The 25,958-nt window shown below is 70.3% G+C and carries 23 protein-coding genes; 8 read left to right on the forward strand and 15 right to left on the reverse strand.

Annotated elements, in window-relative coordinates; translation table 11 throughout:
* Window positions 1–56: 56 nt before the first annotated feature.
* On the forward strand, window positions 57–446 hold the full coding sequence (locus tag L3V18_RS10565) for a hypothetical protein (RefSeq protein ID WP_237054654.1): 390 nt from the start codon (window positions 57–59) through the stop codon (window positions 444–446).
* Between the two features lie 55 nt (window positions 447–501).
* Window positions 502–2,139 (forward strand): ankyrin repeat domain-containing protein, encoded by a 1,638-nt coding sequence (locus L3V18_RS10570; protein ID WP_237054655.1) that lies wholly within the window; start codon window positions 502–504, stop codon window positions 2,137–2,139.
* A gap of 43 nt (window positions 2,140–2,182) precedes the next feature.
* Here L3V18_RS10570 and L3V18_RS10575 read toward each other — a convergent pair whose 3' ends face one another.
* The 4 genes from L3V18_RS10575 to L3V18_RS10590 form a co-directional block, all read right to left on the reverse strand.
* On the reverse strand, window positions 2,183–3,181 hold the full coding sequence (locus L3V18_RS10575; RefSeq protein WP_237054656.1) for an MBL fold metallo-hydrolase: 999 nt from the start codon (window positions 3,179–3,181) through the stop codon (window positions 2,183–2,185).
* A 178-nt stretch (window positions 3,182–3,359) separates the two neighbouring features.
* Window positions 3,360–3,698 carry an excalibur calcium-binding domain-containing protein gene (locus L3V18_RS10580; RefSeq protein ID WP_237054657.1) on the reverse strand — a complete coding sequence of 113 codons (339 nt, stop codon included), beginning with the start codon at window positions 3,696–3,698 and terminating at the stop codon, window positions 3,360–3,362.
* A gap of 110 nt (window positions 3,699–3,808) precedes the next feature.
* Window positions 3,809–4,078, reverse strand: coding sequence for a hypothetical protein (locus L3V18_RS10585; RefSeq protein WP_237054658.1), 270 nt, complete (start codon window positions 4,076–4,078; stop codon window positions 3,809–3,811).
* An 84-nt stretch (window positions 4,079–4,162) separates the two neighbouring features.
* Window positions 4,163–5,020: an NAD(P)H-dependent oxidoreductase gene (locus L3V18_RS10590; protein ID WP_237054659.1), complete on the reverse strand. Its 858-nt coding sequence runs from the start codon at window positions 5,018–5,020 to the stop codon at window positions 4,163–4,165.
* A gap of 84 nt (window positions 5,021–5,104) precedes the next feature.
* Between L3V18_RS10590 and L3V18_RS10595 the strand changes: the two genes are divergently transcribed.
* The gene (locus L3V18_RS10595) at window positions 5,105–6,040 is read left to right on the forward strand and encodes a LysR family transcriptional regulator (RefSeq protein ID WP_237054660.1); all 936 of its coding nucleotides are present in this window, start codon (window positions 5,105–5,107) and stop codon (window positions 6,038–6,040) included.
* On the opposite strand, the gene L3V18_RS10600 is transcribed toward L3V18_RS10595, so the two are convergent.
* Complete coding sequence (locus L3V18_RS10600) at window positions 6,037–7,560, reverse strand: S41 family peptidase (protein WP_237054661.1); 1,524 nt, start codon at window positions 7,558–7,560, stop codon at window positions 6,037–6,039. The genes L3V18_RS10595 and L3V18_RS10600 overlap by 4 nt on opposite strands.
* 155 nt (window positions 7,561–7,715) lie before the next feature.
* Here L3V18_RS10600 and L3V18_RS10605 point away from each other — a divergent pair, with 155 nt between their 5' ends.
* Window positions 7,716–9,026, forward strand: coding sequence for a tetratricopeptide repeat protein (locus L3V18_RS10605; protein ID WP_237054662.1), 1,311 nt, complete (start codon window positions 7,716–7,718; stop codon window positions 9,024–9,026).
* On the opposite strand, the gene L3V18_RS10610 is transcribed toward L3V18_RS10605, so the two are convergent.
* From L3V18_RS10610 to L3V18_RS10620, 3 genes are all read right to left on the reverse strand, one after another.
* Window positions 9,017–9,157: a hypothetical protein gene (locus tag L3V18_RS10610; RefSeq protein WP_237054663.1), complete on the reverse strand. Its 141-nt coding sequence runs from the start codon at window positions 9,155–9,157 to the stop codon at window positions 9,017–9,019. The two genes, L3V18_RS10605 and L3V18_RS10610, sit on opposite strands and share 10 nt — an antisense overlap.
* A gap of 136 nt (window positions 9,158–9,293) precedes the next feature.
* On the reverse strand, window positions 9,294–12,452 hold the full coding sequence (locus L3V18_RS10615) for an efflux RND transporter permease subunit (protein ID WP_343226327.1): 3,159 nt from the start codon (window positions 12,450–12,452) through the stop codon (window positions 9,294–9,296).
* Window positions 12,453–12,455: 3 nt separating this feature from the next.
* Complete coding sequence (locus L3V18_RS10620; RefSeq protein ID WP_237054665.1) at window positions 12,456–13,553, reverse strand: efflux RND transporter periplasmic adaptor subunit; 1,098 nt, start codon at window positions 13,551–13,553, stop codon at window positions 12,456–12,458.
* A gap of 126 nt (window positions 13,554–13,679) precedes the next feature.
* On the opposite strand from L3V18_RS10620, the gene L3V18_RS10625 reads away from it, so the two are divergent.
* Entirely contained in the window at window positions 13,680–14,510 is an 831-nt protein-coding gene (locus tag L3V18_RS10625) for an arylamine N-acetyltransferase family protein (protein ID WP_237054667.1), read from the forward strand.
* Between the two features lie 151 nt (window positions 14,511–14,661).
* Window positions 14,662–15,867, forward strand: coding sequence for a helix-turn-helix domain-containing protein (locus tag L3V18_RS10630; protein ID WP_237054668.1), 1,206 nt, complete (start codon window positions 14,662–14,664; stop codon window positions 15,865–15,867).
* A 62-nt stretch (window positions 15,868–15,929) separates the two neighbouring features.
* On the opposite strand, the gene L3V18_RS10635 is transcribed toward L3V18_RS10630, so the two are convergent.
* The gene (locus tag L3V18_RS10635) at window positions 15,930–16,556 is read right to left on the reverse strand and encodes a DUF2306 domain-containing protein (protein ID WP_237054669.1); all 627 of its coding nucleotides are present in this window, start codon (window positions 16,554–16,556) and stop codon (window positions 15,930–15,932) included.
* Window positions 16,557–16,921: 365 nt separating this feature from the next.
* On the opposite strand from L3V18_RS10635, the gene L3V18_RS10640 reads away from it, so the two are divergent.
* The gene (locus L3V18_RS10640) at window positions 16,922–17,668 is read left to right on the forward strand and encodes a glucose 1-dehydrogenase (RefSeq protein WP_237054670.1); all 747 of its coding nucleotides are present in this window, start codon (window positions 16,922–16,924) and stop codon (window positions 17,666–17,668) included.
* 90 nt (window positions 17,669–17,758) lie between these two features.
* On the opposite strand, the gene L3V18_RS10645 is transcribed toward L3V18_RS10640, so the two are convergent.
* Both L3V18_RS10645 and ald read right to left on the reverse strand, forming a co-directional pair.
* Window positions 17,759–18,529 (reverse strand): SDR family oxidoreductase, encoded by a 771-nt coding sequence (locus tag L3V18_RS10645; RefSeq protein WP_237054671.1) that lies wholly within the window; start codon window positions 18,527–18,529, stop codon window positions 17,759–17,761.
* A gap of 185 nt (window positions 18,530–18,714) precedes the next feature.
* A complete protein-coding gene (gene ald, locus L3V18_RS10650) occupies window positions 18,715–19,833 on the reverse strand; it encodes an alanine dehydrogenase (RefSeq protein WP_237054672.1) in 1,119 nt (372 codons plus the stop codon).
* 301 nt (window positions 19,834–20,134) lie between these two features.
* Here ald and L3V18_RS10655 point away from each other — a divergent pair, with 301 nt between their 5' ends.
* Window positions 20,135–20,608 (forward strand): Lrp/AsnC family transcriptional regulator, encoded by a 474-nt coding sequence (locus L3V18_RS10655; protein ID WP_237054673.1) that lies wholly within the window; start codon window positions 20,135–20,137, stop codon window positions 20,606–20,608.
* Here L3V18_RS10655 and L3V18_RS10660 read toward each other — a convergent pair.
* The 4 genes from L3V18_RS10660 to L3V18_RS10675 form a co-directional block, all read right to left on the reverse strand.
* Entirely contained in the window at window positions 20,580–22,697 is a 2,118-nt protein-coding gene (locus L3V18_RS10660) for a serine hydrolase (RefSeq protein ID WP_237054675.1), read from the reverse strand. The two genes, L3V18_RS10655 and L3V18_RS10660, sit on opposite strands and share 29 nt — an antisense overlap.
* 25 nt (window positions 22,698–22,722) lie before the next feature.
* On the reverse strand, window positions 22,723–22,971 hold the full coding sequence (locus tag L3V18_RS10665; RefSeq protein ID WP_237054677.1) for a hypothetical protein: 249 nt from the start codon (window positions 22,969–22,971) through the stop codon (window positions 22,723–22,725).
* A gap of 351 nt (window positions 22,972–23,322) precedes the next feature.
* Entirely contained in the window at window positions 23,323–25,068 is a 1,746-nt protein-coding gene (gene treA / locus L3V18_RS10670; protein WP_255783927.1) for an alpha,alpha-trehalase TreA, read from the reverse strand.
* Between the two features lie 152 nt (window positions 25,069–25,220).
* Entirely contained in the window at window positions 25,221–25,811 is a 591-nt protein-coding gene (locus L3V18_RS10675) for a hypothetical protein (RefSeq protein ID WP_237054679.1), read from the reverse strand.
* Window positions 25,812–25,958: the final 147 nt, after the last annotated feature.

Below are 25,958 nucleotides of genomic sequence, written 5' to 3' on the forward strand. Positions count from 1 at the left end.
GAATGCTGGCGGGTCGGGTTAGTCTTGTCGCATCTTCAATCCGGATCCGACCCCTCATGTACATGGATGGCTTCCTCGTCCAGGCCCTGACCATGCTGGGCTACCAGCTGCCGAACCTGCTCGCCTGCACCGCCGGCCTGGCCCTGCTGACGGTATGGACGTCCGCGGCGCCGGGCCGCGCGCTGGCGATCGGCGGCGTGGGGATGATGCTCGGCGCATCGATGTTGAGCGCGATCATGGGCATCGCCCAGACCTGGCTGATACACGGCAGCCAGGGCTCCTACCAGAGCATGAGCGGCATGCTGGGCATCTTCGGGGCGGTGAGCCTGCTGTTGAACCTCGCCTCGGCCATCGGCCTGGCCATGCTGGCCTGGGGCGCCTGCCAGGCGATGCGGACAGCGACGCAGCGGAACGCGCCGTCCACGGCGGCACCGGAGCGGGCCTGATCCTCGCTCCGCCACTCGACATCGCAAGGACCGATCCATGGAGAGGAAGCGCGCGATGAAAGCTTCCGCGGTTGCAGGAAATGTCGCCGTGCTGGCGTGCTCGCTGCTGTCGTCGTGCGCGCAGCCTTCGCAGGGCGCATCGGTGCATGAAGTGGATTGGCCGGTGTGCAACCGTGAGCAATTGCTAGGCCATGTGCCTGACCGGGATGCAGTGCAGGCTCATCGCGAGATCGAGTTGCCGGTGCTTCGATACCCGTTCGGCACGCAGCGGGATCGATGGGGACTGCAGCTGAGGGTCCGGGTCGATGAAACCGGCAGGGTCGTGTGCCACGAAGACAAGGACGAATCCGGGATGGCGCGGCCGCTGAGCGAAGTGCAGCGTGCCGGGCTCAAGGCACTGCGATACCGGCCCTTCGTGCTGGACGGTCGGCCCGTCGCGGCGATCGTCACCGAGGAGATCGCCGAGGAGGAGCGCCCGCAGCGGCCGGTGCCGATGCCGCAGGCGCCGCTCGAGCGGGTGCGTATCGGCCTGGAACGCAGCGCGTGCCTGGGGTCCTGTCCCATGTACCGGGTCGAGATCCGCGGCGACGGCCAGGCCGTCTATGAGGGACGACGGTTCGTCGCGGTCGAGGGCCGGCATGCCTACCGGGTTCCGGTGGAGGACGTCGCGCGACTGGTCGAGAGTGCGCGCGAGAAGGCTCTGTGGTCGATGAGGCCTGCCTATCTGGCGGAGATCACCGACCAGCCCGGTTACACCGTGACCCTCGACGTCGGTGGAGAGGTGCATCGCATCGAGGACTACGTGGGGCAGAAGGCCGGCATGCCACGCGTGGTTTCGGCGTTCGAGGACGAGATCGACGCGGTTGCGCGCGCGGATGGGTGGGTGAACCTGTCCGGCGAGGCGGTGAAGTGGCTGCAGGAGGAGGGGTTCGACTTCGAGTCGGAAGCCGGGGCCGCGCTGCTGGCCCGGGCCGTGGAGCGCGACGGCTCAAGCGAGGGAGTCGTGCGCCTGATCGAGCTGGGCACGCCCATCGAGGGCGCCACGCGCAATACGCGTTTCGAAGGCGAATTCAGGCCCTTGATGGAGATGGCGTCGCGGAACGGCCGTCTGGCCGTCGTCGAGGCGTTGATTGCCAGGGGAGCGCTGGAAACCGGCGGCCGGGTGGATCAGGCCAGGATCGACGCGGCTTTCCGCGCGGCGATCATGGGTGGACGGCTCGATGTGGTCGAGGCGGTCTGGAATGCATCCGGGCCGCGGCGGCGCCCCGCGCTGGAGTTCGACGACGTGTCGCCCGGGGAGCCGACGGTCCGCAAGCGATCTCCGGTAACGCTGCTGTTGTCCAACGATCGCTATCGAAAGATCCCGTGGCAGGGGCGGGAAATCGCGGAGTGGCTGGCCGGGAAGGGCTGCGATCTGACCGCGGCGGCGGCGGACGGCAAGACCTTGTTGCATATCGCCGCCGCGGCGAACGATGCCCGGTTCGTGCGCTACCTGCTGGACCGGGGGCTCGATGCGTCGGCACCCGGGACGTATGGGCTGCCGGCACTGGCCGGCACCAGTGACGAGGACATCGCCCTGATGCTGCTGGAGGCAGGTACCGATCCGGCGGAGGTCGCCGGATTCAGTCGCTACGCGGAGGACCGGTACTGGCAGCGTGTCCTGGCATGGCTGGACGCGCACGACAACCACTGAAGCGGCCCTCCGGTCGGGTCGCGCGTAGGGTGCCCGCGTCCGATCACTCCCCGACCCAGACCAGCGTGTCGCCCTGTTTCTCGATCCGGCCGAGGCCCGGGAACGGGGCGTGCACGTTGTAGGCGCGCTGTCCGCTGGCGGCGAGCTGCTCGACCAGGGCGCTGCGGCTGTCGGCGGCGGTGCCGGGTTCGCCGTCGAAGCCGTTCGGCCATCCGGGTTTCTGCACCGACACCACCGAGTGATGCATCGCGTCGCCGACGTAGAGCAGCGATTCCGCGCCCGAGGAAATCAGGTAGCCGGAGTGGCCGGGCGTATGGCCCTCGATCGCGACCGCCTCGACCATGCCGGGGACGATCTCGGCACCGGGTTCGAAGGTGGCGACCTTCGGCGTCAGCGCGGCGACGAAGGCCGCGTGTTCGGGGATCACCACGTTCTTCGCGGTCTCGGCGCTCATTCCCGACAGGAAGGCCCATTCCGGTGCGGACATGTGGATGCTGGCGTTGGCGAAGACCGGCACGCCGTCGGCACCGACCAGACCGCCGACGTGATCGCCGTGGGCGTGCGAGATGAAAATGTCGGTGACCTCGCCGGGCTCGATCCCGGCCGCCCGCAACGAGGCCGACAGCTGGCCGGCATCGTCGCCGAAGCTGGCGCCGCCGCCGCTGTCGAACAGCAGTACGCGCTCGCCGGCCTCGACCAGCAACGGTTGCAGGCCCAGCTGCAGGGTGTCGGTCGGAAGCTGCGCGTCGCGCAGCACGCCGGCGACCTCTTCCGGCGTGTGGCCGATGCCGAACACCTGGTTGTCGTTCGGGAAGGCCAGCGCGCCGTCGCGCAGTGCGGTCGCCTTCAGCTCGCCGATCGCGAAGGTGCGGATGTCGTCGCTCGCGGGCGTCGGTGCCGGCTGGAACGGGCTGCTGGCCGCCGGAGCGTCGCCCTGCGCCCGTGCCGATGGCCCGGATGCCTCCGGTGAACACGCCGTCAGCGCCACGCTCGCGGCGAATGTGGCGAACAGCATCGATACGCCTGCGGTGGTGCGCGGCATCCTGTCTCTCCGGTTCCTGATGAATGAAATCCGGATTCTGGGCGCGTCTGCACCGCTCCGACAAGGGCCGAAATCGGGAATCAGAGTGCCAGAAAGCGGAAGGACGAAGTCCGGACCCTCCGCTCTGCATGGGCAGCACGAGCGGCTTGCCGAACCGGCACGCTCCGACCACCGGCACTCATTCGCAGCCGATGCCGTCTCCGTCGCGATCCAGATGACGCCCGTATCCGGGATCGCCGCGATGCACGGGTGCGGCACCCGCGGCGCGGGCCGCGCTGCAGTTCTGGTAGTGGACGGCCCCGCCCGTCCCCTGGTCGAGCCGGTTGACGACGGCGGTATCGCGTGCGGGCGGCCTTGCCGCGGCGGGACTGCGATGGCAGTGATAGCCGCCGTTCTTGCGGTCGTTGTGGCAGCCCTGTGCGTTGAGGCCGCCTCCATGCGCGGCCGCGGTCTGGCTGCAGGCGAGCGCAGCGGCGACAAGCCAGGCCGCCGCCGTAATGGTGCGTGGGATCGTCATCATCGGACACCCCCCGATGTCCTCGTGCGACGCCCGGATGGTAACGCTGCCGGCGGTCGCGCGAGATCCCGTCCATCGGCGACGCCGGCACGAGCGGGCATCGGTCGTCCTCAGGCTCCGGAGATGCCCAGCGTGCCCGAGCCTTCGCCGACGTCGACGAGCATGCCCAGGCGATGGGTTTCGGCGGCGCGCTGCAGCGCGAGATCGATCTGCTGGCGGCGTGGATTCGCGTCCCAGTGGGGGACCTTGAAGACGTTGGCGCGCGGATACTGGCGGACGACGCCGGCATCGCGGATCCACTGCCAGTCGCCCGGCATCAGTTCCTCGTGCGCCGCGAACGCGCGTGCGGCGGCGTAGTTGTGCGAGTAGATCAGGTTCATCGGGCACCTCGTCCGCACGACCATGTGCCCCGGATTCGTCCGGGGCGCATCCATGTCAACGCCGCCGGTGCGCTGCGGCGGCCATCATGCGGATGCCGGGACGAGGCGGTGGGACGACGCCGGCTCGGATTCCGGCTCGGGCTGGACGACCGCGATGGGCACGTCCGTGCGCAGGTGCGCGGCGAACCCCTGCACGCCCGGGGCGATGTGCTCGTGCAGGATGCACGACGGGATTTCGTAGTCGCCGCCGTTCTGGCGGCGGAAGGGAATCGGCGGTGTGCTGTCCAGCGTGTCCAGGCGGCCGGCCAGCGCGGCGGTGGTCTCGTCGTAGCGTGCGCTGTCCATGCGGCCGGTGCGATGGACCAGGAACGGCGGCAGAACCTCGATCCCGGGGTAGTACAGGATGCCGTGATGGATCGGGAACAGCAGGTCGTCGATCGGTCCGTTGATGCCGCGCGGGGCGTAATGCGACGCCCAGCCGCCGGTGGTCACCACCAGCATCGCGCGCTTGCCGACCAGCGTGCCTTCGCCGTAGCGGTCGCCCCAGCGGTGGTCGGAATGCTCGCCGACGCCGTAGGCGAATCCGTAGGCGTAGACGCGCTCGATCCAGCCCTTGAGGATCGCGGGCATCGAGAACCACCACAACGGGAACTGCAGGATCACCACGTCGGCCCAGCGCAGCTTGTCCTGCTCGGCGGCGATGTCCGGGCTTTGCCGGCCGTTCTCGTAGGCGTGCTTCGAGTCGAGCTCGGGATGGAAGCGCCCGTTGATCGCGCCGTCCAGACTGTCGTCGGCATCCAGCACCGCTTTCCAGCGCATCGCGTACAGGTCCGATACCTGCACGGCGTGCCCGGCGTGCCGCAGGTGATCGACGATGAAGGTCTTGAGCGAGCCGTTCAGGGACTGCGGTTCGGGATGGGCATGGACGAGCAGTACGTTCACGGGATGTGGCTCCTGGTGGTTTTCCCCAGCCTGCGTCCACGTTCTGTATATTGGAAATGAATTGCCTGAATTCCAGGTATAAACATGGTTGATCTACGCAGGATGGACCTCAACCTGCTGGTGACCCTGGATGCGCTGCTGGTCGAGCGCAACGTCACCCGTGCCGCCGAGCGTCTGCACCTGTCCCAACCCGCAGTGAGCGTCCAGCTGTCGAAGTTGCGCGCCGCGCTCGACGATCCCCTGCTGCTGCCCGGTCCGCGCGGCATGCGTCCGACCGCGCGGGCGGAGGCGCTGCACGTGCCGCTGCGCGAAGCGCTCGAGGCGCTGCAGCAGGCGGTCGCGCCGACCGGGCCGTTCGATCCGGCGACCGCCGAGCGGGACTGGCGGGTCGCGGCATCGGACTATGCGGCCAGCACCGTCGTGCATCCGGCGCTGGCCGGGCTGCGCGTGGCGGCACCGGACACGCGCCTGGCGATCGTCAGGATGGTGCCCGCGCAGATCGCGCGCCAGGCCGAGCAGGGCGGAATCGACCTGGCGTTCCACACGCTCGACGACGCGCCGCCGGAACTGCGCCAGCGCCGGCTTTTCGCCGAGCGATACGTGCTGGTCGGGCGCGCCGACCATCCGCGATTGCGGCGGCGGCCGACGCTGGCGCAGTTCTGCCGGCTCGAGCATGTGATCGTGTCGCCGGATGGCGGCGGCTTCCGGGGCGCGACCGACGAGGCGCTGGCCCTGCGCGGGCTGTCGCGCCGGGTGGTGCTGTCGGTGCCGCACTTCCTGTTCGTGCCGTCGGCGGTCGCCGATACCGACCTGGTGGCGATGCTGCCGGAACGGCTGGCGGCGAGATACCCGACGTTGCGGGTGGTCGAGCCGCCGGTCGAGGTCCCGGCATTCGAGCTGGTGATGCTGTGGCACGAGCGCGTGCACCGCGACCCGGCCCACCAGTGGCTGCGTGGGCACATCGCGGCGTCGCTCGCGGAGCGGACAACAGGGGCGGGCCGCAGGCAGGTCCGACGCTAGCGGCCCGTGGCCGCGGCGTCTTCCCCGATCAGTTCGATCGCGCGATCCAGCACCACGTCGGTTGCGGAGCCTGCGATCGGCGAGTCGATCATGATGTCGGGAATCACGCCGCGGGGACGCGGATCGCCGTTCGGACGCAGGATGCGGGCTTTCGGGTAGCCGACCTCGATGCCGGTGCGGGGCAGGGTGAAGCGCTCCATCGCGCCGTAGGTGCTCGCCAGGTCGGCGGTCTCCTCGCCGAGCACGGTGCCGAATCCGTAGTCCTGCACGATGGCGGCGACCATCACCGTGTTCGAGTAGCTGCGCCGGTTGACCAGTACGTAGACCCGGCCATCGAAACGGCGGGTGGGACGGGGTTCGACGGCGGGGATCGGGAAACGGACGATGCTGCCGGGGGGCTGGCCAGCATACGCGGCCGCAAGTTGTGCAGAGGTGCTGTCGGGATCGCCGCCCTGGGCATCGAGCCGCGCGCGGTTGGACGTCACCGTGGCCTCGCTCACCCTGATCTCGAAGGCTTCGCTGAAGCGGAACGGCCGGTCGGCGAACCAGGCGATCATGGGATCGCTGAAGGAGTTGTCTCCGCCAGGATTGTCGCGCAGGTCGATCAACAGGCGGCTGGCCCCGGCATCCCTGAACTGTGCGAATGCCTCGTCGATGAAGCGGATGAAGTCAGTCGGGTCCCACGGATGTGAGGCTTCCGGGCGATTGTCGTAGAACGGTCCCGGGCGCAGGTAGGCGATGCCGCCGTCGAGCAGGCGCGCCTCGCGGGTATTCCAGTTGAGTTCGAAGTGCGGAGGTGCGGCAGCCGCAGCGGCGCGTGCCTCGTCGCGGTCGCGAGCGGGTACATCCAGGCTCAGTCGGCGACCGTCGGGCTTGGCGATGCCGATGTGGAAACTCTCGACCTGGCCCAGCTCGAGCCAGGCCAGCAGCGGCAGTCGGCCCTCGAGCTGCGACCACGCCATGTAGTCGTTGTCGGCGGAGATGTGGGTTCGCATCCGGCCCAGCCATTCCAGCGCCGGCGCGCCGTCGACCGTTTCCAGGCGGTCGCCCGGATCCAGGCCGTCCAGGTCCCCGGTTCCGCCGATCACGTACGCCCGGTCGCCGTCCACCCGCACGGACAGGGGGAAGGCCCTGCCGCCCGCGCTGCGGAACCGTTCCCACGCCTCCATCGGTGGGTCGATCCGCGCATGGGCGACATTGCCGTAGGCGACGAAGCGCTGATAGGCGATCCGCGCCTGTACCGGCGTCATCGGGGTATCGAAGCCCTCGCGCGTGGCCCGGAAGCGCGCGTCGTACTCGTCCTTCGGGCGACGGACATACAGGTCGTAGTGAGCCGCCTGAAGGCCGGAGTAGAGCGCGTCGAAGTCGGCGCGCAGGGCATCCGCCGGGATGGACTCGGCTGCCGGCGCGGGAGTTCCGACCACTACGGCATCCGCACGTTCGATGGCCGGTGAGCAGGCGGCAGCGGACAGCAGCACGGCAGCGGTACAGGCGCGCAGGAGTGGGCGAAGGACGGGCATGGAGGCTCCGGAGTTGGGGCCGCGGACCGTCCGCGGCTTGCCGTCCAATGGAACGCCGGCCCATCCTATCGGACCATGAGGGAAGGCTCCTGCTTTCCTGATCTCTTTCTCGCGACGGGTTGTCTGCCGTGGAATCAAACAGTTGCAGTGGCACCTTGCGCACGGGCGAATGGCGGGCCACGCGTGCCTCGGGCGAGCTGAGCGGCCCGGAAGGCACCCTGCGGCTGGAACCCAAGGTGATGGACCTGCTGTTTCTGCTGGCCTCGCGGCCCGGCGAAGTGATCGGTCGCGAGTCGATCATGAATGCGCTGTGGCCGGGGATCGTGGTCGGCGACGACAGCCTGGCTCGCAGCGTGTTCAAGCTGCGGCAGGCGCTGGGCGACGACGCGCGTTCGCCGCGATACGTCGAAACCATCGCCAAGCGCGGTTACCGCTGGTGCGCGCCGGTGGAGTGGAACCTGGCGGACGGGGAGCAGCCCGATGCCACGCCTGGAACAGGTGATCCCTCGCCGCGTGCGGTGTCGCCGCGAGGATCGCGCGCGTGGCGCCGGCCGGCCGCCGTGGCGCTGATCGCTGGGGTCGCGCTGATCTCCGCGTGGGCTTGGCGGGAGGCCTCCAGAGCGGACGATGGCTCCGCAGCGGGGAGAACCGGGGGAATGGCCGAGGTCCGCGAGCGCGAGGCACTGCTGGCACGTGCCGACGACGCCTATTTCCAGTTCTCGCGGACCGACAACGAAGCCGCGATCGAGCTCTACCAGCGGGTGCTGGGCGTGCATCCGGACGATCCGGCGGCAATGGCCGGCCTCGCCAATGCGCTGGTACAGCGCGGACTGCGCTGGCCCCGCACGGGGGGAGTGGAGCGGGTCGAGTTCCGCCGTCTTGGCGACGCGTTGGCGAACGGCCACCTGAGACGCGAACCGCAGCGCGCCCAGGTCGAGCGAGCGCGCCTGCTGGCCGAACGCGCGGTGGAGCTCGCTCCTGCTTCGTCGGCCGCGCTCAAGGCGCTGGGTTTCGTCGCCAGCGCGCAAGGGCGATTCGATGACGCGCTTGCGGCGTACCGGCGGGCGGTCGAGCTCGACCCGGATGCCTGGGGGCCGATGATCAACATCGGTGACGTGCTCGGCATCATCGGGCGTGATGCCGAGGCGCAAGCCTGGTTCGAGCGCGCCTACGCGGCGATGGAGCGCGGCTATGCCGACAACCCGGCACGGGTACGGCCCTGGCAGGCGGACCTGGGTGTGCTGATCGCCGCGCGTCTGCATGCGCAGGGCGATCGCACCGCGGCTGAAGCCTGGTATCGCCGTGTGCTGAGACATGCGCCATTGGACGCCGCAGCCACCTCCGGCCTGGCCGCCGTGCTGCGCCAGGCGGGCGACACCGATCAGGCTGCGCGGCTGTGCACCGAGCTGCGCCAGCGCACGGACAGAGGATGCGAAGGCGACGTCGCGCAGCGGCCTCAGCCGTAGTACACCAGGAGCGTGCCGACCGCGGCCTCGGCGACCTGCTTCGGCCGCGCGCCGCCGCCGGTCAACGCGGTGAAGCTGGCGCCATGCGAAGCCGCGTCTTCCGGGCCACCCGTTCCGGCAGCTTTCCGCATGACAGGAGCCGTTCGAACGGACCAGCGCGCCGGCTGCCGGATGTCGCGACGCTCCGGCCGCGCCGGTGATCGACGAACCTGCCGTGGCAGCGAAGCAGCCGGACCGTTGGTCTGGCGCCGGCGTGCGCGAATGCGATCAGGCCCGGCCGCGCAGCAGCCCGCTGGCGCGCTCGCGCAGCGCGAACACCGCGACCAGCAGGCAGGGCAGGAAGGTGAGCGTGACCACCGCGGAGGTGGCGATGCCGGACAGCACGATCGCGCCCAGGCCTCGGTACAGCTCGGTGCCGGCGCCGGGGATCAGCACCAGCGGCGCGAGGCCGAAGATGGTGGTGCAGGTGGACATCAGGATCGGCCGCAGGCGGGTGCGCACCGCGTCGTTCACGGCCTCGACCGTCGATGCCACACCTTCCTCCAGCCGCTTGCGGGTCTCGATCACGATCAGGATCGGGTTGTTGACCACGGTGCCGAGCAGCACCAGGAAGCCGAGCAGGGTGATCATGTCGAAGGACTGGGTGATCCGGGTCAGGCCGATCGCACCGAGCACGGCACCCAGCCCGTTGAGCAGGGCCAGCCCGACGATGCCGCCGGCGATGCCCAGCGGCACCGTCGCCATCACGAACAGCGGCAGGCCCCAGTGGCGGAAGATCGCCACCAGCAGCAGGTACGACAGCAGCAGGGCGATGGCGAAGTTGCCCGACACCGCTTCGCGGGTGGCATCGAGCTGGTCGCTGGCGCCGGAGATGTCGATCGAGACATCGGCCGGGATCTCGCCCTCGCGGCGCATCGCCTCGATCAGCTCCTCGCGCACGCGGGCGACGCCGGTTTCCAGCGCCACCGAGCGCGGCGGCACGATGTTGAGGGTGACGGTGCGGCGGCCGTCGAGCCGGCGGATGCTGTCGGTGCCGGCCGACTCGCGCAGCTCCGCCAGCGCGGATACCGGCAGCACCGCGCCGGAGGGCGTGGCGACCGGCAGGTCGCGCAGGCGGTCGAGGCGCTGTTCGCCGCCGGTGCTGCCGAACAGGAAGATGTCGACCTTGCGGTCGCCGAGGATCATCTCGTCGGCGAACGCGCCGTCGCTGAGCGCCGCCACCGAATAGCCGAAGCTTCTCGCGTCCAGTCCGACCTCGGCCAGGCGCTCCCAGCGCGGCTGCAGCTCCAGCAGCGGCTGGTCGAGGCTGAGCGAGGATGGCGATGACCCGACGCGGGCGCCGTCGAACAGCTCCTGCGCGCGCTCGAACGCGCGTCCGGCGACCCGGTAGATCGCGGCAAGCTCGGGGCCGGAGATGTCGAGGTTGATGCTGCGGCTGCCGCCGTCGTTGCTGGAGATGATCGAGCCGCGCGAGGAGAACGCGCGCATGCCGGGGTACTGGAGGAAGCGTGCGTCGAGCGCGTCCATCAGCGCATCGATGTCGCGGGTGTCCTTCGGCTCGGCGATGATACGCAGCCCCTGCGGGTCCACCGATAGATTGAAGTAGGCCAGCGCGGGCATGTCGGTCCCGCCGTCGGCAAAGCGTTCGGGCGGGTCGTCCAGGTGCGGCAGCAGGCCTTCCATCAGCTCGCGCGCGATCGCCTCCATCTCGGTGAGGTTGTAGCCGGGTGGCGCGTTCATGCGCGAGAACGTCTTCGGTTCCTCGCCTTCGGGCAGGTACTCGGCCGGCGGGGTGAGCAGCGCCAGGGCGAGCACCGCGACCGCCACCGTGCCGCCCAGGACCAGGGCGCGTCGCCGCGGTCCGCGACTGAGCCAGCCGATGCGATCGCCGAGCCGCTCGAAGAGGTCGTCGCCGGCCGCATGCGTGCCGCCTTCGCCGCCCGGCATCAGCCGCGCGGCCAGCGCCGGCACCACCGTCACCGCCACCGCCATCGAGGTGAGGATCGATGCGGAGATGGCGATCGCGATGTCCGAATACAGCTGGCCGGCTTCTTCCTTCACGAACAGGATCGGTGCGAACACCAGCACCGTGGTCAGGGTCGAGGCCAGCACCGCGGGCCAGACCCGGGCCACGCCGGCCACCGCCGCGTCGAACCGTTGCAGCCCGCGACGGCGGGCCTGGTCGATGCTTTCCAGCACGACGATGGTGTTGTCCACGGTCATGCCGATCGCGAACGCGACCCCGGCCAGTGAGATCACGTTGAGCGTGCGTCCGGCCAGCAGGAGGCCGACGAAAGCGGCAATGGTGCAGATCGGGATCGCCACCACGCCGGTCAGGGTCGCCCGCAGCGAACGCAGGAACGCCAGCATCACCAGGGTCGCGAGCAGCGCACCGAGGACCAGGTTGCGCATCACGTTGGCGACCGACTCCTCCACGTAGCGCACGTCGTCGCTGGTGAGCGTCATCTCCAGCCCGAGCGGCGCCAGCAGCTCGGCGTTGATCGCCTCGATCTCGGGCAGTACTGCGTACTTGATCTGGATGACGTTGGAGCCGGGCTCGCGGCGCAACGACAGACTCAGCGAAGGCTCGCCGTTGTTGAAGGACAGGTCGCGGCGTTCGAAATGATCGAGGTGGACCCAGGCCACGTCTGACATGCGCACCAGCGCGCCGTCGCGCTCGGCGACGATGAGGTCGGCGACCGCGCCCGGGTCGCGGAAGCGGCCGACCGTGCGCACCAGGTAACGCCGCTTGCCGCTCTCGAGATCGCCGCCGGAGCTGTCGATGTTCCGCGCCCGCAACGCGTCGCGCACGTCGCCCATGTCGAGGCCGCGTTCGGCCAGCCGCTGCGGGTCCACCTCGACGCGGACCTGCCGCTCGGCGCCGCCGCCGACCTGGACCAGGGATACGCCCGGCACCCGTTCCAGGCGCGGGCGCACGCTGTCCTCGACGTAGTCCCGCATCATGTCCAGGTCGAGGTCCAGCGCGCTGTCCGCGCGCGCGCCGATCCGGAAGTACATGAATGCATTGGCCGAGAACGAGCTGGTGCTGAGCGCCGGCTCGTCGACGTTCTCGGGATAGTCGGAGACCTGGCTGAGCGCGTTGTTGGTGCGGATCAGCGCCTCGTTGATGTCGACGCCGAACGGGAACTCGAGCTCGATGCTGGCGCGCCCGGTGCTGGCGGAAGACACCATCCGGCGCAGGTCGGGGAGGGTGCGCAGGTACTGTTCCTGCTCGATCAGGATTTCCTTCTCCACGTCCTGCGGAGTGGCGCCCGGCCAGCGCGTGTCGACGCTGATGGTGCGTACTTCGAGGTCCGGGATCATCTGCACCGGCACCCGCAGCGCGGCGGCGATGCCGAGCACGCACAGGATCAGCACCGCGACCGCGATCAAGGTGCCATGGCGGAGGACGTGGTCGAAGCCCACCGCTCAGGGCCCGGCGATCTCGACCGGCTGACCGTCGCGCAACGCTTCGTTACCGCGCACGACCACGCGCTGGCCGGCGGACAGGTCGCCCGTGACCGCGACGAGGCCGTCGCGCTCGCGCAGCACCCGCACGCTGCGCTGGCGGCCCACGGGACCGGCCTCGCCGTCCTCGACCACGAACAGGCTGTAGCCGCCATCGGGCTGGCGCAGGAGGGCGTCGCGGCTGACCACCAGCGCCGGCGCCGATGCGGGCAGGTCGATCTCGGCGCGTGCCGAAGTGCCCGGCAGCAACCGGCCGTCGGGGTCGTCGACCAGCAGGCGCAGCAGGAAGGTACGCGCACCCGGATCGGTGACCGGCACGCGCGCACCGATTCGCGCCTGCAGCGGCGTGCCGCCGAGCGCATCGGCGAACACGCGCACCTTCGCATCGTCGTCGAGCTGGCCGAAGCGCTCCTGCGGCGCGCGCAGGTCGAGGCGCACGCGGTCGGTGGCGACCAGCGACAGCACCGGCGTGCCGCGCTGCACCCACTCGCCGGCTTCGGTCAGCTTCTCGGCCACCACGCCGTCGAATGGCGCCGGCAGCATGTGGCGCTCGACCAGCTCGGCCTGTTCGCGCGCGCTGGCGCGGGCGGATGCCAGGGTCGCCTGCGCCAGCTGCAGTTCGGATTCGCGCGCATCGACCTGGGTGGCGGCAATGAGCCGGTCCTCGCCCAGGCGGCGCGCCTCGGCGAGCAGGCGCGCCGCCTCGTTTACGGCCGCCTCGGCCTCGGCGGCCTGCGCACGTGCCCGTGCGAGGGCCTGCCGGCCCACCGCGGGATCGAGTTCGACCAGCACCTGGCCGGCGCTGACGCGGTCGCCGGCATCGACATGCACGCGCGCGACCAGGCCATCGACCCGTGGCGACAGCTGCGCGTCACGCTCGGCGGTCAGCGTGCCGGTCAGGGAAAAGCGTTCGCCGAGCGCGGCCTGCTCCACCGTCGCGACGGTGATCCGGGCCGTGTCCGTACCTTCGTCCGCCTCGTCCCGCGCGCCGCAGGCGGCGAGCAGCAGGAGCGCGGGAAGGAAGACCGCCGGAAGAGGGAATGGAGGCCTGGCAACCATGGTGTCCCGTCGTTGCAAGTCACCGGTGAACCTAGCACAGATACGATTCGTTCTTGTTTGCGGGAGTTGACCTCAACCGCACTTGAGGCGTTAGCGTCGCGATCCCTCGCCCATGAGCATGCCGCAATGACGACGCCCCTCCAGAACCTCGACCTCTACCTGGACCGTCTCGGTTTCCACGCGCCGCCGGCGCCGACGCCGGACACGCTGCGCGCGCTGCAGCAGCGCCACACCGCCGCGTTCGTGTTCGAGAACATCAGCACCTTCCTGCATGCGCCGGTGCCGATCGACCTGCCGTCGCTGGAACGCAAGCTGCTGCACGAGGGTCGCGGCGGCTATTGCTTCGAGCTCAACGGGTTGTTCCTGGCGCTGTTGCGGACGCTGGGCTATGACGCCCGCCCTCTGACCGCGCGCGTGGTGATGGGCGATTCGGAGGATGCATTGACCGCGCGCACCCACCTGCTGGTGCTGGTGACGATCGACGGCGTGCGCCACGTCGCCGATGTCGGCTTCGGCGGGATGGTGCCGACCGCCCCGTTGCGGCTGGACACCGGCGCAGCGCAGGCCACCCCGCACGAGCCGTACCGGCTGGTCGAACGCGCGGGACGCTACGTATTGAGCGCGCAGATTGTGGACGAATGGCGCCCGCTGTACGTGTTCGACCTGCAGCCGCAGGAGGAGATCGACCTGGAGGTCGGCAACTGGTACGTCGCCACCCATCCTGACTCCGGTTTCCGCAGCCAGTTGCGGGCGGCACGCACCGGTCCGGGATTCCGCAAGACGCTGCGCGACAGCAGCTTCGCGGTGCATCGTATCGGCGAGGAGAGCCGGCGCCGCGAGCTGGCCGACGCCGACGAGGTGGTCGCGGTGCTGCGGGAGGAATTCGAGCTGCGACTGCCGGACGGCCCGGCGCTGCGTACGGCGATCGGTCGGAGGCTGGCCGCCGTCGCGGCATGAGGGGGGCGGGCGGACCTGTCATTGAGGTGGCGCAGCCGCCCTCGTGCAGCCCCGCGCGGCAGGACGGGCGCGTGGCCCGGCGTTCCGCTGCCGTGCGGTGCGACCGGCCCGCGGGTCCGCGGCCTGCGCTGCCTGACATAATCCCGAACCCATGAGCCCGGCTCCCGCCAGTCATTGGATCGTCGTCTATGCGATCGGAGCCGCGCAGGCGGCATTGCTGGCGTTGGCGTTGTGGCGGCGACCGGCGAACGCCGCGGCCAACCGGCTGCTGGCGGCGTGGCTGGGCGTGGTCGGCTTCGATCTGGCGGTGAAGGCGGCATTCCTGGCGGCGCCGGCACCGTGGCTGTTCCGTGTCCTGCTGCCGGTCGGCGCGCTTCCGTTCGTGTACGGCGTCTTCTTCTACCTGTATGTCCGCACGCTGACCACCGCGCGCCGATTGGCGTGGCGCGACGTGCTGCATCTGGCGGGCTTCGCGGTCGCGCTTGGTCTGCTCGGGCCGGCGCTGCTCGCGGATGCGGCGCTCAACGAGGCGATGATGCGGCAGTGGCTCTCGCATGCGCTTCCGCCGCCGGTGCCGTGGTACAGCGTGTTCCTGTATGCATGGAGCCTGAGCTACGTGGCGGCCGCGCTGCTGCGCGTGGTCCGCTACCGGCGCGAGGTGCGCGAGCGCCGCTCCGATGCCGACCGCATGTCGCTGCGCTGGGTGGTGGCGATGGCGCTGGGGCAGGTGGTGATCTGGGCGATCGCGTTGCTGCACGACACCACCCGCATCCGTGGCATCGACTACCTGTCGATCTACGGTGCGGTCGCGGCCTGGGCCTGCGTGCTCGGCTACCTCGGGTTGATGCAGGCGCCGGTGTCGCCGGAACGGCAGCGCGACGCGGAGGAAGCGTGTGCCGGGACCGGTGCCGGCGACGTCGCGGCGCCTGACGATCCCGCCGGCAGCGCGGCCGCGTCGATCGTCGACTCCGTCGGTTCCACCGGATCCGCCGACGACCCGCGCCTGCCCGACGTGCAGGCGCGGCTGGAGCGGCTGATGGAAGAGGAGGCGCTGTATCTGGCGCCGGCGTTGACGATCGCCCAGGTCGCCCGTCGCAGCGGCTACCCCGAGTACCTGGTTTCGCTGGCGATCAACCGCGGCTTCGGCTGCACCTTCTGGGATTACGTCAACCGCCAGCGGATCGGCGCCGCCCGCCGCTGCTTCGCCGATCCGGACGACGGGCGTACGATCCTCGACATCGCCTACGCCTGTGGATTCACGTCCAAGTCGACGTTCAACGCCGCGTTCAAGCGCGAGACCGGGGCGACGCCGAGCGCATGGCGGGCGCGGCACGCCCGGACGACGACGGTTCCCTGACCCGCTCCCGGGTGCCCGGATCCGCCGCGAAGGTGCGGCGGGGCGCCGCCGTCCGGGCGTCGTCACTGTCCGCGCCACTGCGGCCAACGCAGCCGCAGTTCGCACAGCGCCATGTTCAGCGACCAGCTCGTCCATGCGGAAAAGATGTAGACCGCATCGAACGGCAGCGCCAGCGGTCCGGTGCCGACGAACAGGATCACCCGCAGGGTCACTGCGGCGAAGGTCAACGCCAGGCTGTGGCTCATCCAGCGCCGGTGGCGGACGAAGTCGCCGGCGACGGCGAGGCGGATGCCATTGGCGGTGACCGCCAGCCACAGCACCGACAGCAGCAGGAAGCCCGCGCCCGAGGCCCAGCCGCCGTGCGCGTCGAATGCCAGCGAGAACCCGCCCAGGCCGCCGATCAGCACGCCGCCCGCATACAGCCAGCCGCCGGTGCGGTGCAGCGCGGGCAGTCGTCGGCGGATCCAGCCGCTGGCCTGCAGCGGCACCAGCAGCAGGGCCAGGCCGGCACCGAAGAAGTGCATCGGCACGTCGATTCCGGACACCGCGAACTTGGCCATGAACGGATCGTCCGGGTTGAACGGCCGCATCCGCAGGAACGCGAAGGCATAGGCCGCGACCAGCAGGCTGGATACGGTGAACAGGGTGTAGCGCAGGCCATGAAGGCCGCGGCGGACGAGGGTGGTCATGACGGGCTCCGGCAGCGGGACGATGCCGCGATGCTCGTTGTGGCCCGGCCGGGCGTCGTCCGATCCGGCCGGACCGGACGTCCTGTCGAACCGACAGCACGCCGTCAGGGTGCCGACGCGCCGGTAGGGCCCGAGCGGCGCGAGCCACGATGAGACTTCCATCAAGGCCCGTCGCGGCTTGCGCCGCTCCCACGGACGCTCCTGCGACCGGGCCACCGTTCCCGCCTTCCCGCCCGCGGGATGCTCATTCCCTGTTCCGGCTCTTTTGCGGGCGCGCCTGCGCTCGCAGTTCATCCGGGTCGATGGCGGCCAGGTGCGCCGCCGTCGCGCCACCTCTCTCCCAGTCTCCCACCAGGACAATCGACATGAGCAAGCTGCAGAACAAGGTCGCCGTCGTCACCGGCGCCTCCAAGGGCATCGGTGCCGCCATCGCCACCGCACTGGCCGCCGAAGGCGCGGCGGTCGTCGTCAACTACGCGTCGAGCCGGGACGGTGCCGATGCCGTCGTCGCGAAGATCGCCGCCGCCGGCGGCCGTGCCGTCGCGGTACAGGGCGACGTCTCCGATCTGGCCGGGGCGCGGGCGATCGTCGGTGCCGCGATCGAGCACTTCGGCCGCCTCGACATCCTCGTCAACAACTCCGGCGTCTACGGTTTCGCGCCGCTGGAGGAGATCGACGAGGCGCATTTCCACCGCCACTTCGACATCAACGTGCTCGGCCTGCTGCTGACCACCCAGGCGGCCGCCAGGCACATGGGCGAGGGCGCGAGCATCATCAACGTCAGTTCGGTGGTGACCCGGGTCACGCCGCCGAATACCGCGGTCTACACCGGCACCAAGGGTGCGGTGGACGCGATCACCGGGGTGCTGTCGAAGGAACTGGCCGAGCGAGGGATCCGCGTCAACGCGATCAACCCGGGCATCGTCGAGACCGAGGGCACCCGCACCGCCGGGGTCATCGGTTCGGAGATGGAGGCGGGCGTGGTCGCACAGACCCCGCTGGGCCGCGTCGGCCAGCCGGACGAGATCGCCTCGATCGCGGTCTTCCTCGCCTCCGACGACTCGCGCTGGCTGACCGGCGAGCAGATCGTCGCCAGCGGCGGCCTGCACTGACGGCCAAAGGTGGCTCCACCCGGTTCCCGGACCACCGGCGCCGCCGGGGTCAGGGGACCGGGACGGGCGATACCGCCAGCCGCTCGGGACTCAGGTGCGATTGATCGACACGCCGCCGTCGACCCGCATCGCACTGCCGGTGACGAAGCTGGACGCATCCGATGCGAGGAACAGCGCGGCTTCCGCGATCTCGGCGGGATCGGCGATGCGCTTGAGCGCATGCAGCCCTTCGACGAAGGCGCGCGACTCCGGCGCCTGGGTGAAGTCGCGCGCGCCGGGCGTATCGGTGCCGCCGGGCAACAGGGCATTGACGCGCACGCCGCGTGGGCCCGCCTCGGCGGCGAGCACCTGGGTCAGGCCGATCACGCCGGCCTTGGCGGCGGCGTAGGCGGCCATCCCGGGCATGCCGACGGTGTGGCCGACGAAGGTCGAGGTGAAGATGATCGAGCCGCGTCCGGCTTCGAGCATCGCCGCCAGTTGCCGGCGGGCGCCGAGGAACATGCCGGTCAGGTTGGTGTCGAGGGTGTCGCGCCAGTCGTCGACGTTCATCTGCGTCACCGGTGCCATCGCGCCGACGCTGCCTGCGTTGTTGAAGGCGATGTCGAGACGGCCGAAGCGCTCGAGCGCGGTGTCGACCAGCCGGTCCGCGTGGGCTTCGTCGCGGACATCGCCGTCGCACGCGACCGCTTCGCCGCCGGCACGCTCGATTTCGTCGACCAGCTGCGCGAGCGCGTCCGCGCGCCGCGCTCCGGCCACGATGCGCGCGCCCTCGCGGGCGAATCGCAGGGCCGCCGCGCGTCCGATGCCCGAGCTGGCGCCGGTGATGATCGCGACCTTGCCGGTCAGTGTCTGTGCTGCCATGTCGTATGCGTGCTCCGTGGAAGGGGCGCACAGTGTGGGCAGCGGACGCAGGCGAAGCTGGCCGGATTCGGCCGCGTCATTGCGACGGATTGCTGCGTCGGCGAGCGGGTGCCGGAAGCCAAAAAAGACGGGCCCGCGCGGGGCCCGTCCATGTAGTCCGGGAAGCGGCCGCCGGCCGCGACGGGTCAGAGCCCCAACACCTGCTCCGCGGGCACGTAGGCCAGGCCGTGGGCCTGGGCGACCGGTTCGCAGGTCACCTTGCCCTCGCAGACGTTCAGGCCGTTGCGCAGGTGGGCGTCGCTGGCGAGCGCCTGCTTCCAGCCCTTGTTGGCCAGCGCCAGCGTGAACGGCAGGGTCACGTTGTTCAGCGCGAAGGTCGAGGTGCGGGCGACCGCGCCGGGCATGTTGGCGACGCAGTAGTGGACGACGTCGTCGACGACGTAGGTCGGTTCGGCATGGGTGGTCGCGCGCGAGGTCTCTACGCAGCCGCCCTGGTCGATCGCGACGTCGACGATCACCGAGCCCGGCTTCATCGTCTTCACCATCTCGCGGGTGACCAGCTTGGGCGCCGCGGCGCCGGGGATCAGCACGGTGCCGATCAGCAGGTCGGCGCGGGCGACCAGGGTCTCGATCGCCTGGCGGGTCGAGAACACGGTGGAGATCGAGGTTCCGAACTGGGTCGCCAGGCGCTTGAGCGCGTCGGCCGAGCGGTCGACGACGGTCACGTTCGCGCCCATGCCGATCGCGATCGTGGTCGCGTGGGTGCCGGACACGCCGCCGCCGAGCACGACGACTTCCGCCGCCGGCACGCCGGGCACGCCGCCGAGCAGCACGCCGCGACCGCCCTGCGCCTTCTCCAGCGCATGCGCGCCGACCTGCGGCGCGAGACGGCCGGCGACCTCGGACATCGGCGTCAGCAGCGGCAGCGAACCGTTGGCGGCGGTGACGGTTTCATAGGCGATGCAGACCGCGCCCGACTTGATCAGGTCGTGGGTCTGCGGCGCATCCGGGGCCAGGTGCAGGTAGGTGAACAGGACCTGGCCCGGTCGCAGACGGGCGCGCTCCTCGGCCAGCGGCTCCTTGACCTTGACGATCATGTCGGCCTGGGCGAACACCTCGTCGGCGCTCGCGGCAATGGTCGCGCCGGCAGCGACATAGTCGTCGTCGCTCAGGCCGATGCCGAGGCCGGCGCCGGATTGCACGGTGACCTCATGGCCGTGGTGGACCAGTTCCTGCACGGACGAGGGAATGAGGCCGACGCGGTACTCGTGGACTTTGATTTCGCTGGGGACGCCGATGCGCATGGCGGGGTTCTCTGGGTTGGAGTGGCGCTGTCGTGACCGGCCTGCGGAACGCGGCAGGAGCGATGCGGGACGGGAATGAGGCGGTCCCGTGAAAGGCCGCCTCGGCCTGTCCCGAATCGATCCGGAACCGTTTCTGCAGCGCTGCTACCGTCGCTCCGCGGGCGTGAATGAGCGATCAGGACGGCGGGGCTGAGTGCCCGGCAGTATGAACGAACGACCACGCACTTTCTTTCCAAACTGGTTGCCGCTGGCCCGGAAAAGTCGCATTGTCTGCGGTTGCTTGGCCAAATATTGAAATTACATGCGTTCCATTCCTCCGGGCCTCGATGAGCGCGACCGCGCGATCCTCCGATTGCTGCAGGAGGACGGGCGGCTGACCAACATGGAACTGGCCCAGCGCATCAACCTGTCGCCGTCGGCGTGCCTGCGCCGGGTCAAGCTGCTGGAGGAGCGCGGGCTGATCGCGCGCTACGTGATGCTGCTGGACGAGGAACTGGCCGGTCTGCCCGGCACCGCCTTCGTCCTGGTCACCCTCGACCAGCAGGGACGTACCGCGCTGGACGCGTTCGAGACCGCGATCCAGCAGCATCCCGAGGTGACCGAGTGCTGCCTGCTCGCCGGTGCCGCCGACTACATGGTGCGGGTCGCCTATGCCGACGCCGCCGACTTCGAGCGCATCCACACCGAGATCCTGACCCAGCTGCCCGGCGTGGTGCGCGTGCAGTCGACACTGGCGCTGCGCACGGTCAAGAAGACGACGGCGCTGCCGATGTAGGCGCGGGGACGTGGCGCCTGTCGCCGCATTGCGGTTGCCATCCACTTTGCCGCAGGAGTTTGCCGGCGGTGGCAGGCGTCACGTCGAGAATCCTGCGCAGCGCGGCATGCCTGTCGCCGGACCGGGCATGGTAGGCGGCGGCGATCCGATACCCGACCCAATAGCCGAGATCGCCGGGGCGTTCCTCATTGCCGACGCCGTTGTACAGCCAGCGGCTGTAGTCGGCGCCTCCGGCGTCGCGGACGAACTCCCGTCCGATCTCGCACTCCCGGCCACGGGTCCAGCGTTGCAGATGCACGTTGGCAACCTGGCCGGAGATGATCTCGCCGAGCAGTTCCGCGCCCCCCTCGAGCAGCGCCATGTACAGCAGCGGCGTGCCCGGCGGCGCGTCGATCCGGGCGCCGGGCTGCTGGATGTGCGCGTACTCGTGCGCGATCAGGTGGGCGAAGCGCGCGCGCAGGTCCGGCTGCAGCCATTCGGCGCTGCACAGTGTTTCCAGGCCGATGATCACGCCCGAGGGCGTGGTGGTGCCGCCCGAGTTGCCGCGGCCGACCACGATGGTCACCGGAGGAAAGCGTGCTTCCGGCAGCACCCGCCGCAGCTTGTCGAGCGAACGCGCCACATCATCGCGGATGCCCGGCAGCATGGCCGCGCAGCGTCTGGCCCCGGCATACAGTTCAGGCTTCCGGCCGATGCTGTCGGCCAGCTTCTGCGCCGATCCGATCCGGCCTTGCACGAACTCGCGAAGCCCCGGCGTGCCCGGGTCCAGGTACCCGCGTTGCAACTGCCCGGCGTCGGGCATGCCGCCGGCGGCGTCGAATGTCTCGAAGAACCGGGTCACGTCGCCGGTCTCGATGTCAGGCTTCCCGGCCGACCGCGCGGTACCGGACGCAAGGCGCTCCTCGATCGCGGTGAAGGACGAATGCGCGCCGCGCCCCGCATCCGGCACGCCGGTGGCGAAATAGGCGACGCCGGTACCGCCTGCGGGGTCGACCCACAGTCCCGACAGCAGGCCGTAGGCCGAACCCGAATGACCGATGCGGGCGATGCCGTCGCCGAACGGATCGTCGCCGCAATCCGGATGCGGGGTCGCCAGGGTCTGCACCGCGAGGCCGTAGCGGCAGAAGAAGCCGCGCCGCGACTGGCTGCTGTCGTCTTCCTCCACGCTCTGGCCGTTGCCGGGCCTGTAGGTCCACGCCGGCGTGGTCAGCGTGCGCACCGAGGCGGGCGAGAGCAGGCGCACCCCGTCGATCTCGCCCCCGCCGAGCAGCAGGCGTCCGATCCTCGCCAGCCCCGATGCGGAAATCCGCAGTCCGCCCTGCGGCGAGAACAGCGCGCCATTGCGGCCGGCCCGCCAGTGCGACAGATCGCAGTCGCCGGTGCTCGACCGGTTGACCGCGCAGTCCGGACGGCGTCCACGCAGGTCGTCGCGGACCGGCTGGCGATCGCCGTCGTACAGCACCACCGCATGGGCGAGGGTGGCGTCGCTGCACGATTCCCAGTTGAAGCAGGCGTCGATGCCGAGCGGCTGCAGCACCAGCCGTCCCATCAGCCGGTCGAAGCGCTCGCCGGTCGCGTTCTCCATTGCCGAGGCCACCAGCGGGAAACCGAGATTGGCGTAGCGGAAGTACGTGCCCGGCACGTGCCCGTCATCCCATGCGCGCGGATCCCTGACGATGTCGCGCAGCTCGCCGTCCAGCGGCACATCGTAGTAGCCGGCGGCGTCGGTCAGGCTCGCGCGATGCGACAGCAGCTGGCGCAGGGTGATCGGCGTGTCCGGGAACCGCGGGTGGCGCAGCGGCCAGCCGAGCAGATCGGACACGTCCGCGTCCAGGTCCAGCGTCCCGGCCTCCACCAGCCGCATCGCGCCCACCGCGACGATCAGCTTGGAGACCGAGGCGATCCGGACCGGGTCGTCGACGGTGACCGCGCGGCCGGCCTCGATGTCGGCCAGGCCATGCGCCTCGACCGCGGTGATGCCGTCGCGGTCGAAGGTGACGCGCACGCTGGCCACGGGTTCGGTCGCCAACGAGATGGCGGAGATGGCCAGCAACGTGGAAAGCACGGCGAAACGGAACGGAAGGCTCATGGCCAGCATGTCGGGTGCCGGAGGATCAGTCCCGCGCGGCGTGCCGGGACTGGCGCAGTATCCAGTCGCCAAGGCGTTCGAAATAGCCGGGCGCCGTGGTGCCGGCAAGGCCTCCGTCGGGACCGGGTTCGACGGCGATCATGCCGTGATCGGCCTGCGGGAAGACGATGACGTCGATCGGCCTGCCTTCGCGCTCGAGCCTCTGCAGGCGGGTGAGGGTCGTCGCGATCGGCGCCTCGGTATCGTCTCCGGCGAGCAGCCAAAGTTGCAGCACGTCGAGCGCGCAGGGTCGGCAACGGGTCGTGCTCCAGATCGTAGGGGACGTCGAGGAACGTCCGGATCGCCGGCAGCCGGTCCTCGAACAGGTAGGCGCCGGAATGGCAGTGTTCCGGCTCGGCGGCATGCGCCGGTACGGAGAGGACCAGCGCGGCAGCCAGGGCGGCGAACGGAGCACGATGCAAGGTCTGGGCCTCCGGGATGGCGGTGGCCACAGTGTCGTTCGAAGCGTCCGCACCGTGATGTGCCGGAAGTGACTCGAGCCACGGCGTGGACTTCGACGAGTGCTCGCCGAGTGCGTCGTCGCGTACTTCCCCGGTGCGGACCGCCGCCGCTCCCGCGTCCTGGATCATTCCGGATCCGGCCCCCCATCGTTGGCCGGCGGCGTCCGGGCCGCCGTGAACGCCGGATGGGCGTCGCTTGACGCATCGGCCGCGAGCGCCGGCACATGGCGGGCCGTTTCCTCCAGCTCCGGATAGACCTCGAACAGCTTCAGCACCACGCCGTTGGTCCAGCCGAACCCGTCCTGCAGAGGGTACTCGCCGCCGCCGCCGCCCTGCAGCGCGCCATCGGCGTCGTACTTCTCGACCAACTTGCGTTCGCGATCGAACACGACCTTCACATTGCCGAGGAAGCGCTGGGCGATGTCGCGGGCAAGGGCGTTCTCGTCGTGATGGCGCAGGCCGGCGACGGCCACCCATTGCATCGGCGCCCAGACATTGGGCGCATCCCACTGCTGGCCGGTATCGACGGTGGTGGTGACCAGGCCGCCGGCACGCAGCAGGTCGCGACGCACGGTGGCGGCGGTACGGCGGGCGCGTTCCGGGGGCGCGATGCCGGCGAACAGGGGGTACAGCGCGGCCGCGGTGAGCCCGTCGCGGCGACGGCCGCGTTGCCAGTCGTAGTCGGTGTAGTAGCCGTCTTCGTGCCACAGGTGCGCATGGATGCTGGCAGCGCGACGTTCCGCCAGCGCCCCGTACTCGCGCGCGCAGCCATCGTCGCCGGCGCGCCTGCAGGCCTCGGCGATGGTGGTCTCGAGGTGGTGCAGCAGACTGTTGAGGTCGACCGGCACGATCGCGCTGGTGCGGATGGTGTGCAGGGCCATGCCGGTGCCCGGTCCGCCGTCGTCGAGCCAGCGGCTGGAGTAGTCCCAGCCGCTCTCGGCGCCGGCGCGCAGGTCGCGGTAGACCTCCGCGGCGGGCCGGCCCGAGGCCGCCGCGGTTTCGCGGTCCTGCATGAAGGACTCGGGGCGCGGCACGTCGCGGTCGTCCCAGTAGCGGTTCAGCAGGCTGCCGTCGTGCAGGCGCACAACGCGACGCGCGGCCTGGCCGCGCGGCAGGCCCTCGCTACCGTCCATCCAGTACGCGTGCTCGCGGCGCAACTGCGGCAGGTAGCGCACCGGCAGGTCGGGGTCGTCGCGCGCCTCCAGTGCCACCATGTGCGAGAAGAACGGCGGCTGCGATCGGCTGAGATAGTAACTGCGGTTGCCATTGGGGATGTGGCCCCAGACGTCGATGAGATGGGCGAAGTTGTCGAGCATCTGCCGCGACAGCGCATGCTCGCCGCTTTCCACCAGTCCCAGCATGGTGAAGTACGAATCCCAGTAATACACCTCGCGGAAGCGGCCGCCGGGAACGATGTAGGCGTGCGGCAGCGGCAGCAGACTGTCGTGCGCGAGCGGTTCCGGCGTGCGCCGGGTGAGCAGCGGCCACAACGCATCGATGTGCGCGCGCAGGCTGTCGTGGCTTTCGACCGCTGCGGATTCCACCGGCTGCGGCAGGATGAAGTTCTCGTCGACGAAATGCCGCAGGTCGAAACCCGACTGCGTCCGCCGCGCGAGAAAGTCGGCCTCGATCGCCGCCGGTGCGCGCTTCGGCACCGCGTCGGCGAACAGCTTCTGGTCCTCGAACAGCCAGCCGGCCTGGACCGCGGCGAACAGCTCCGGGCAGGCCGCATCCGGCGGCATCGGATGCACCGCCTGCGTCGTCGACGCTGCCGGTCCGGGGCGCACCCGCGGTGCGCATGCGCTGGTGACGAGCGCAAGGGGCAGAAGCCAGGCGGCGAAACGGGTGAGGGCGGCCTGTGCGGCGCGCATGTGGATCTCCGGCGGCACGCGATGCGTTCCGCGCATACTAACCGCCATGGATCGCGATCTGGAGCCGGTTCCCCGATCGGATCCGGCTGGCATGATCGGCGCCGCCTGCCGGTGGCCGGCAGCGTCGCCGCCGCTGTCGGTCCGTCGTCCGTTCAGTAGTCGATCGCGACCGACATGATCCGCAGCGGACCGGCGTAGCTGCCCTGGCGGCGGATCTCGAAGTACCACCAGTCGCCGTCCGGGAAGAAGCCGTTGCCTGGCGGGATCAGCGCGGACTGTTCGAGCAGGATCGTCAGCGTCATCGGCGCGGGCACGGTGTCGCTTGCGACGCTGCCGTAGGTTTCGAAGCTGTCGCCGTGGTTCAGCGTCACCGGGGTCACGGTGAAGGTGATCTCGCCGGCGTCGTCGCTCATCACCTGGTGGAACAGGGTCAGCCGCACCGGGCCGCCCTTGTAGTCGGCCGGCCGGCGCAAGGTCAGGCTCATGTTTCCGTTCAGTCCAGGCCAGTCGACGCCGCGCGGATGCAGGGCGAACGGCGCGAAACCGAACGACAGCGCGTGCGCGGGATAGGTGAGCCGGTGCCTGTGCCGTTTGCCGGCCGCAGCCGGTTCGTCGGCGATACGCGCAGCGGGCGTCGTGCCGGATGCCACGGCCGGCTCCGCCGGTGCGCACAGCAGCAGCGCCAGCACGGCGGAAGCCAGGACGGGAGCCGGAATGGAAGCCGGGGGAGCGGAGAACTTCATGCAGGGAACCTCCTTGCGTTGTTCGGCACGGGCGTGTGCCGGTGGGCGCGACCGTATTCGCAGCGAACGCCTGCGCGGAACGCGACAGGTCACCGCCGGTCGGATGATGGTCTGCTGCATCGGGGTCGGAGCGACGCCGCGGGAAGC

This window comes from Marilutibacter chinensis, from assembly GCF_021725675.1.
Lineage (GTDB): Bacteria > Pseudomonadota > Gammaproteobacteria > Xanthomonadales > Xanthomonadaceae > Marilutibacter > Marilutibacter chinensis.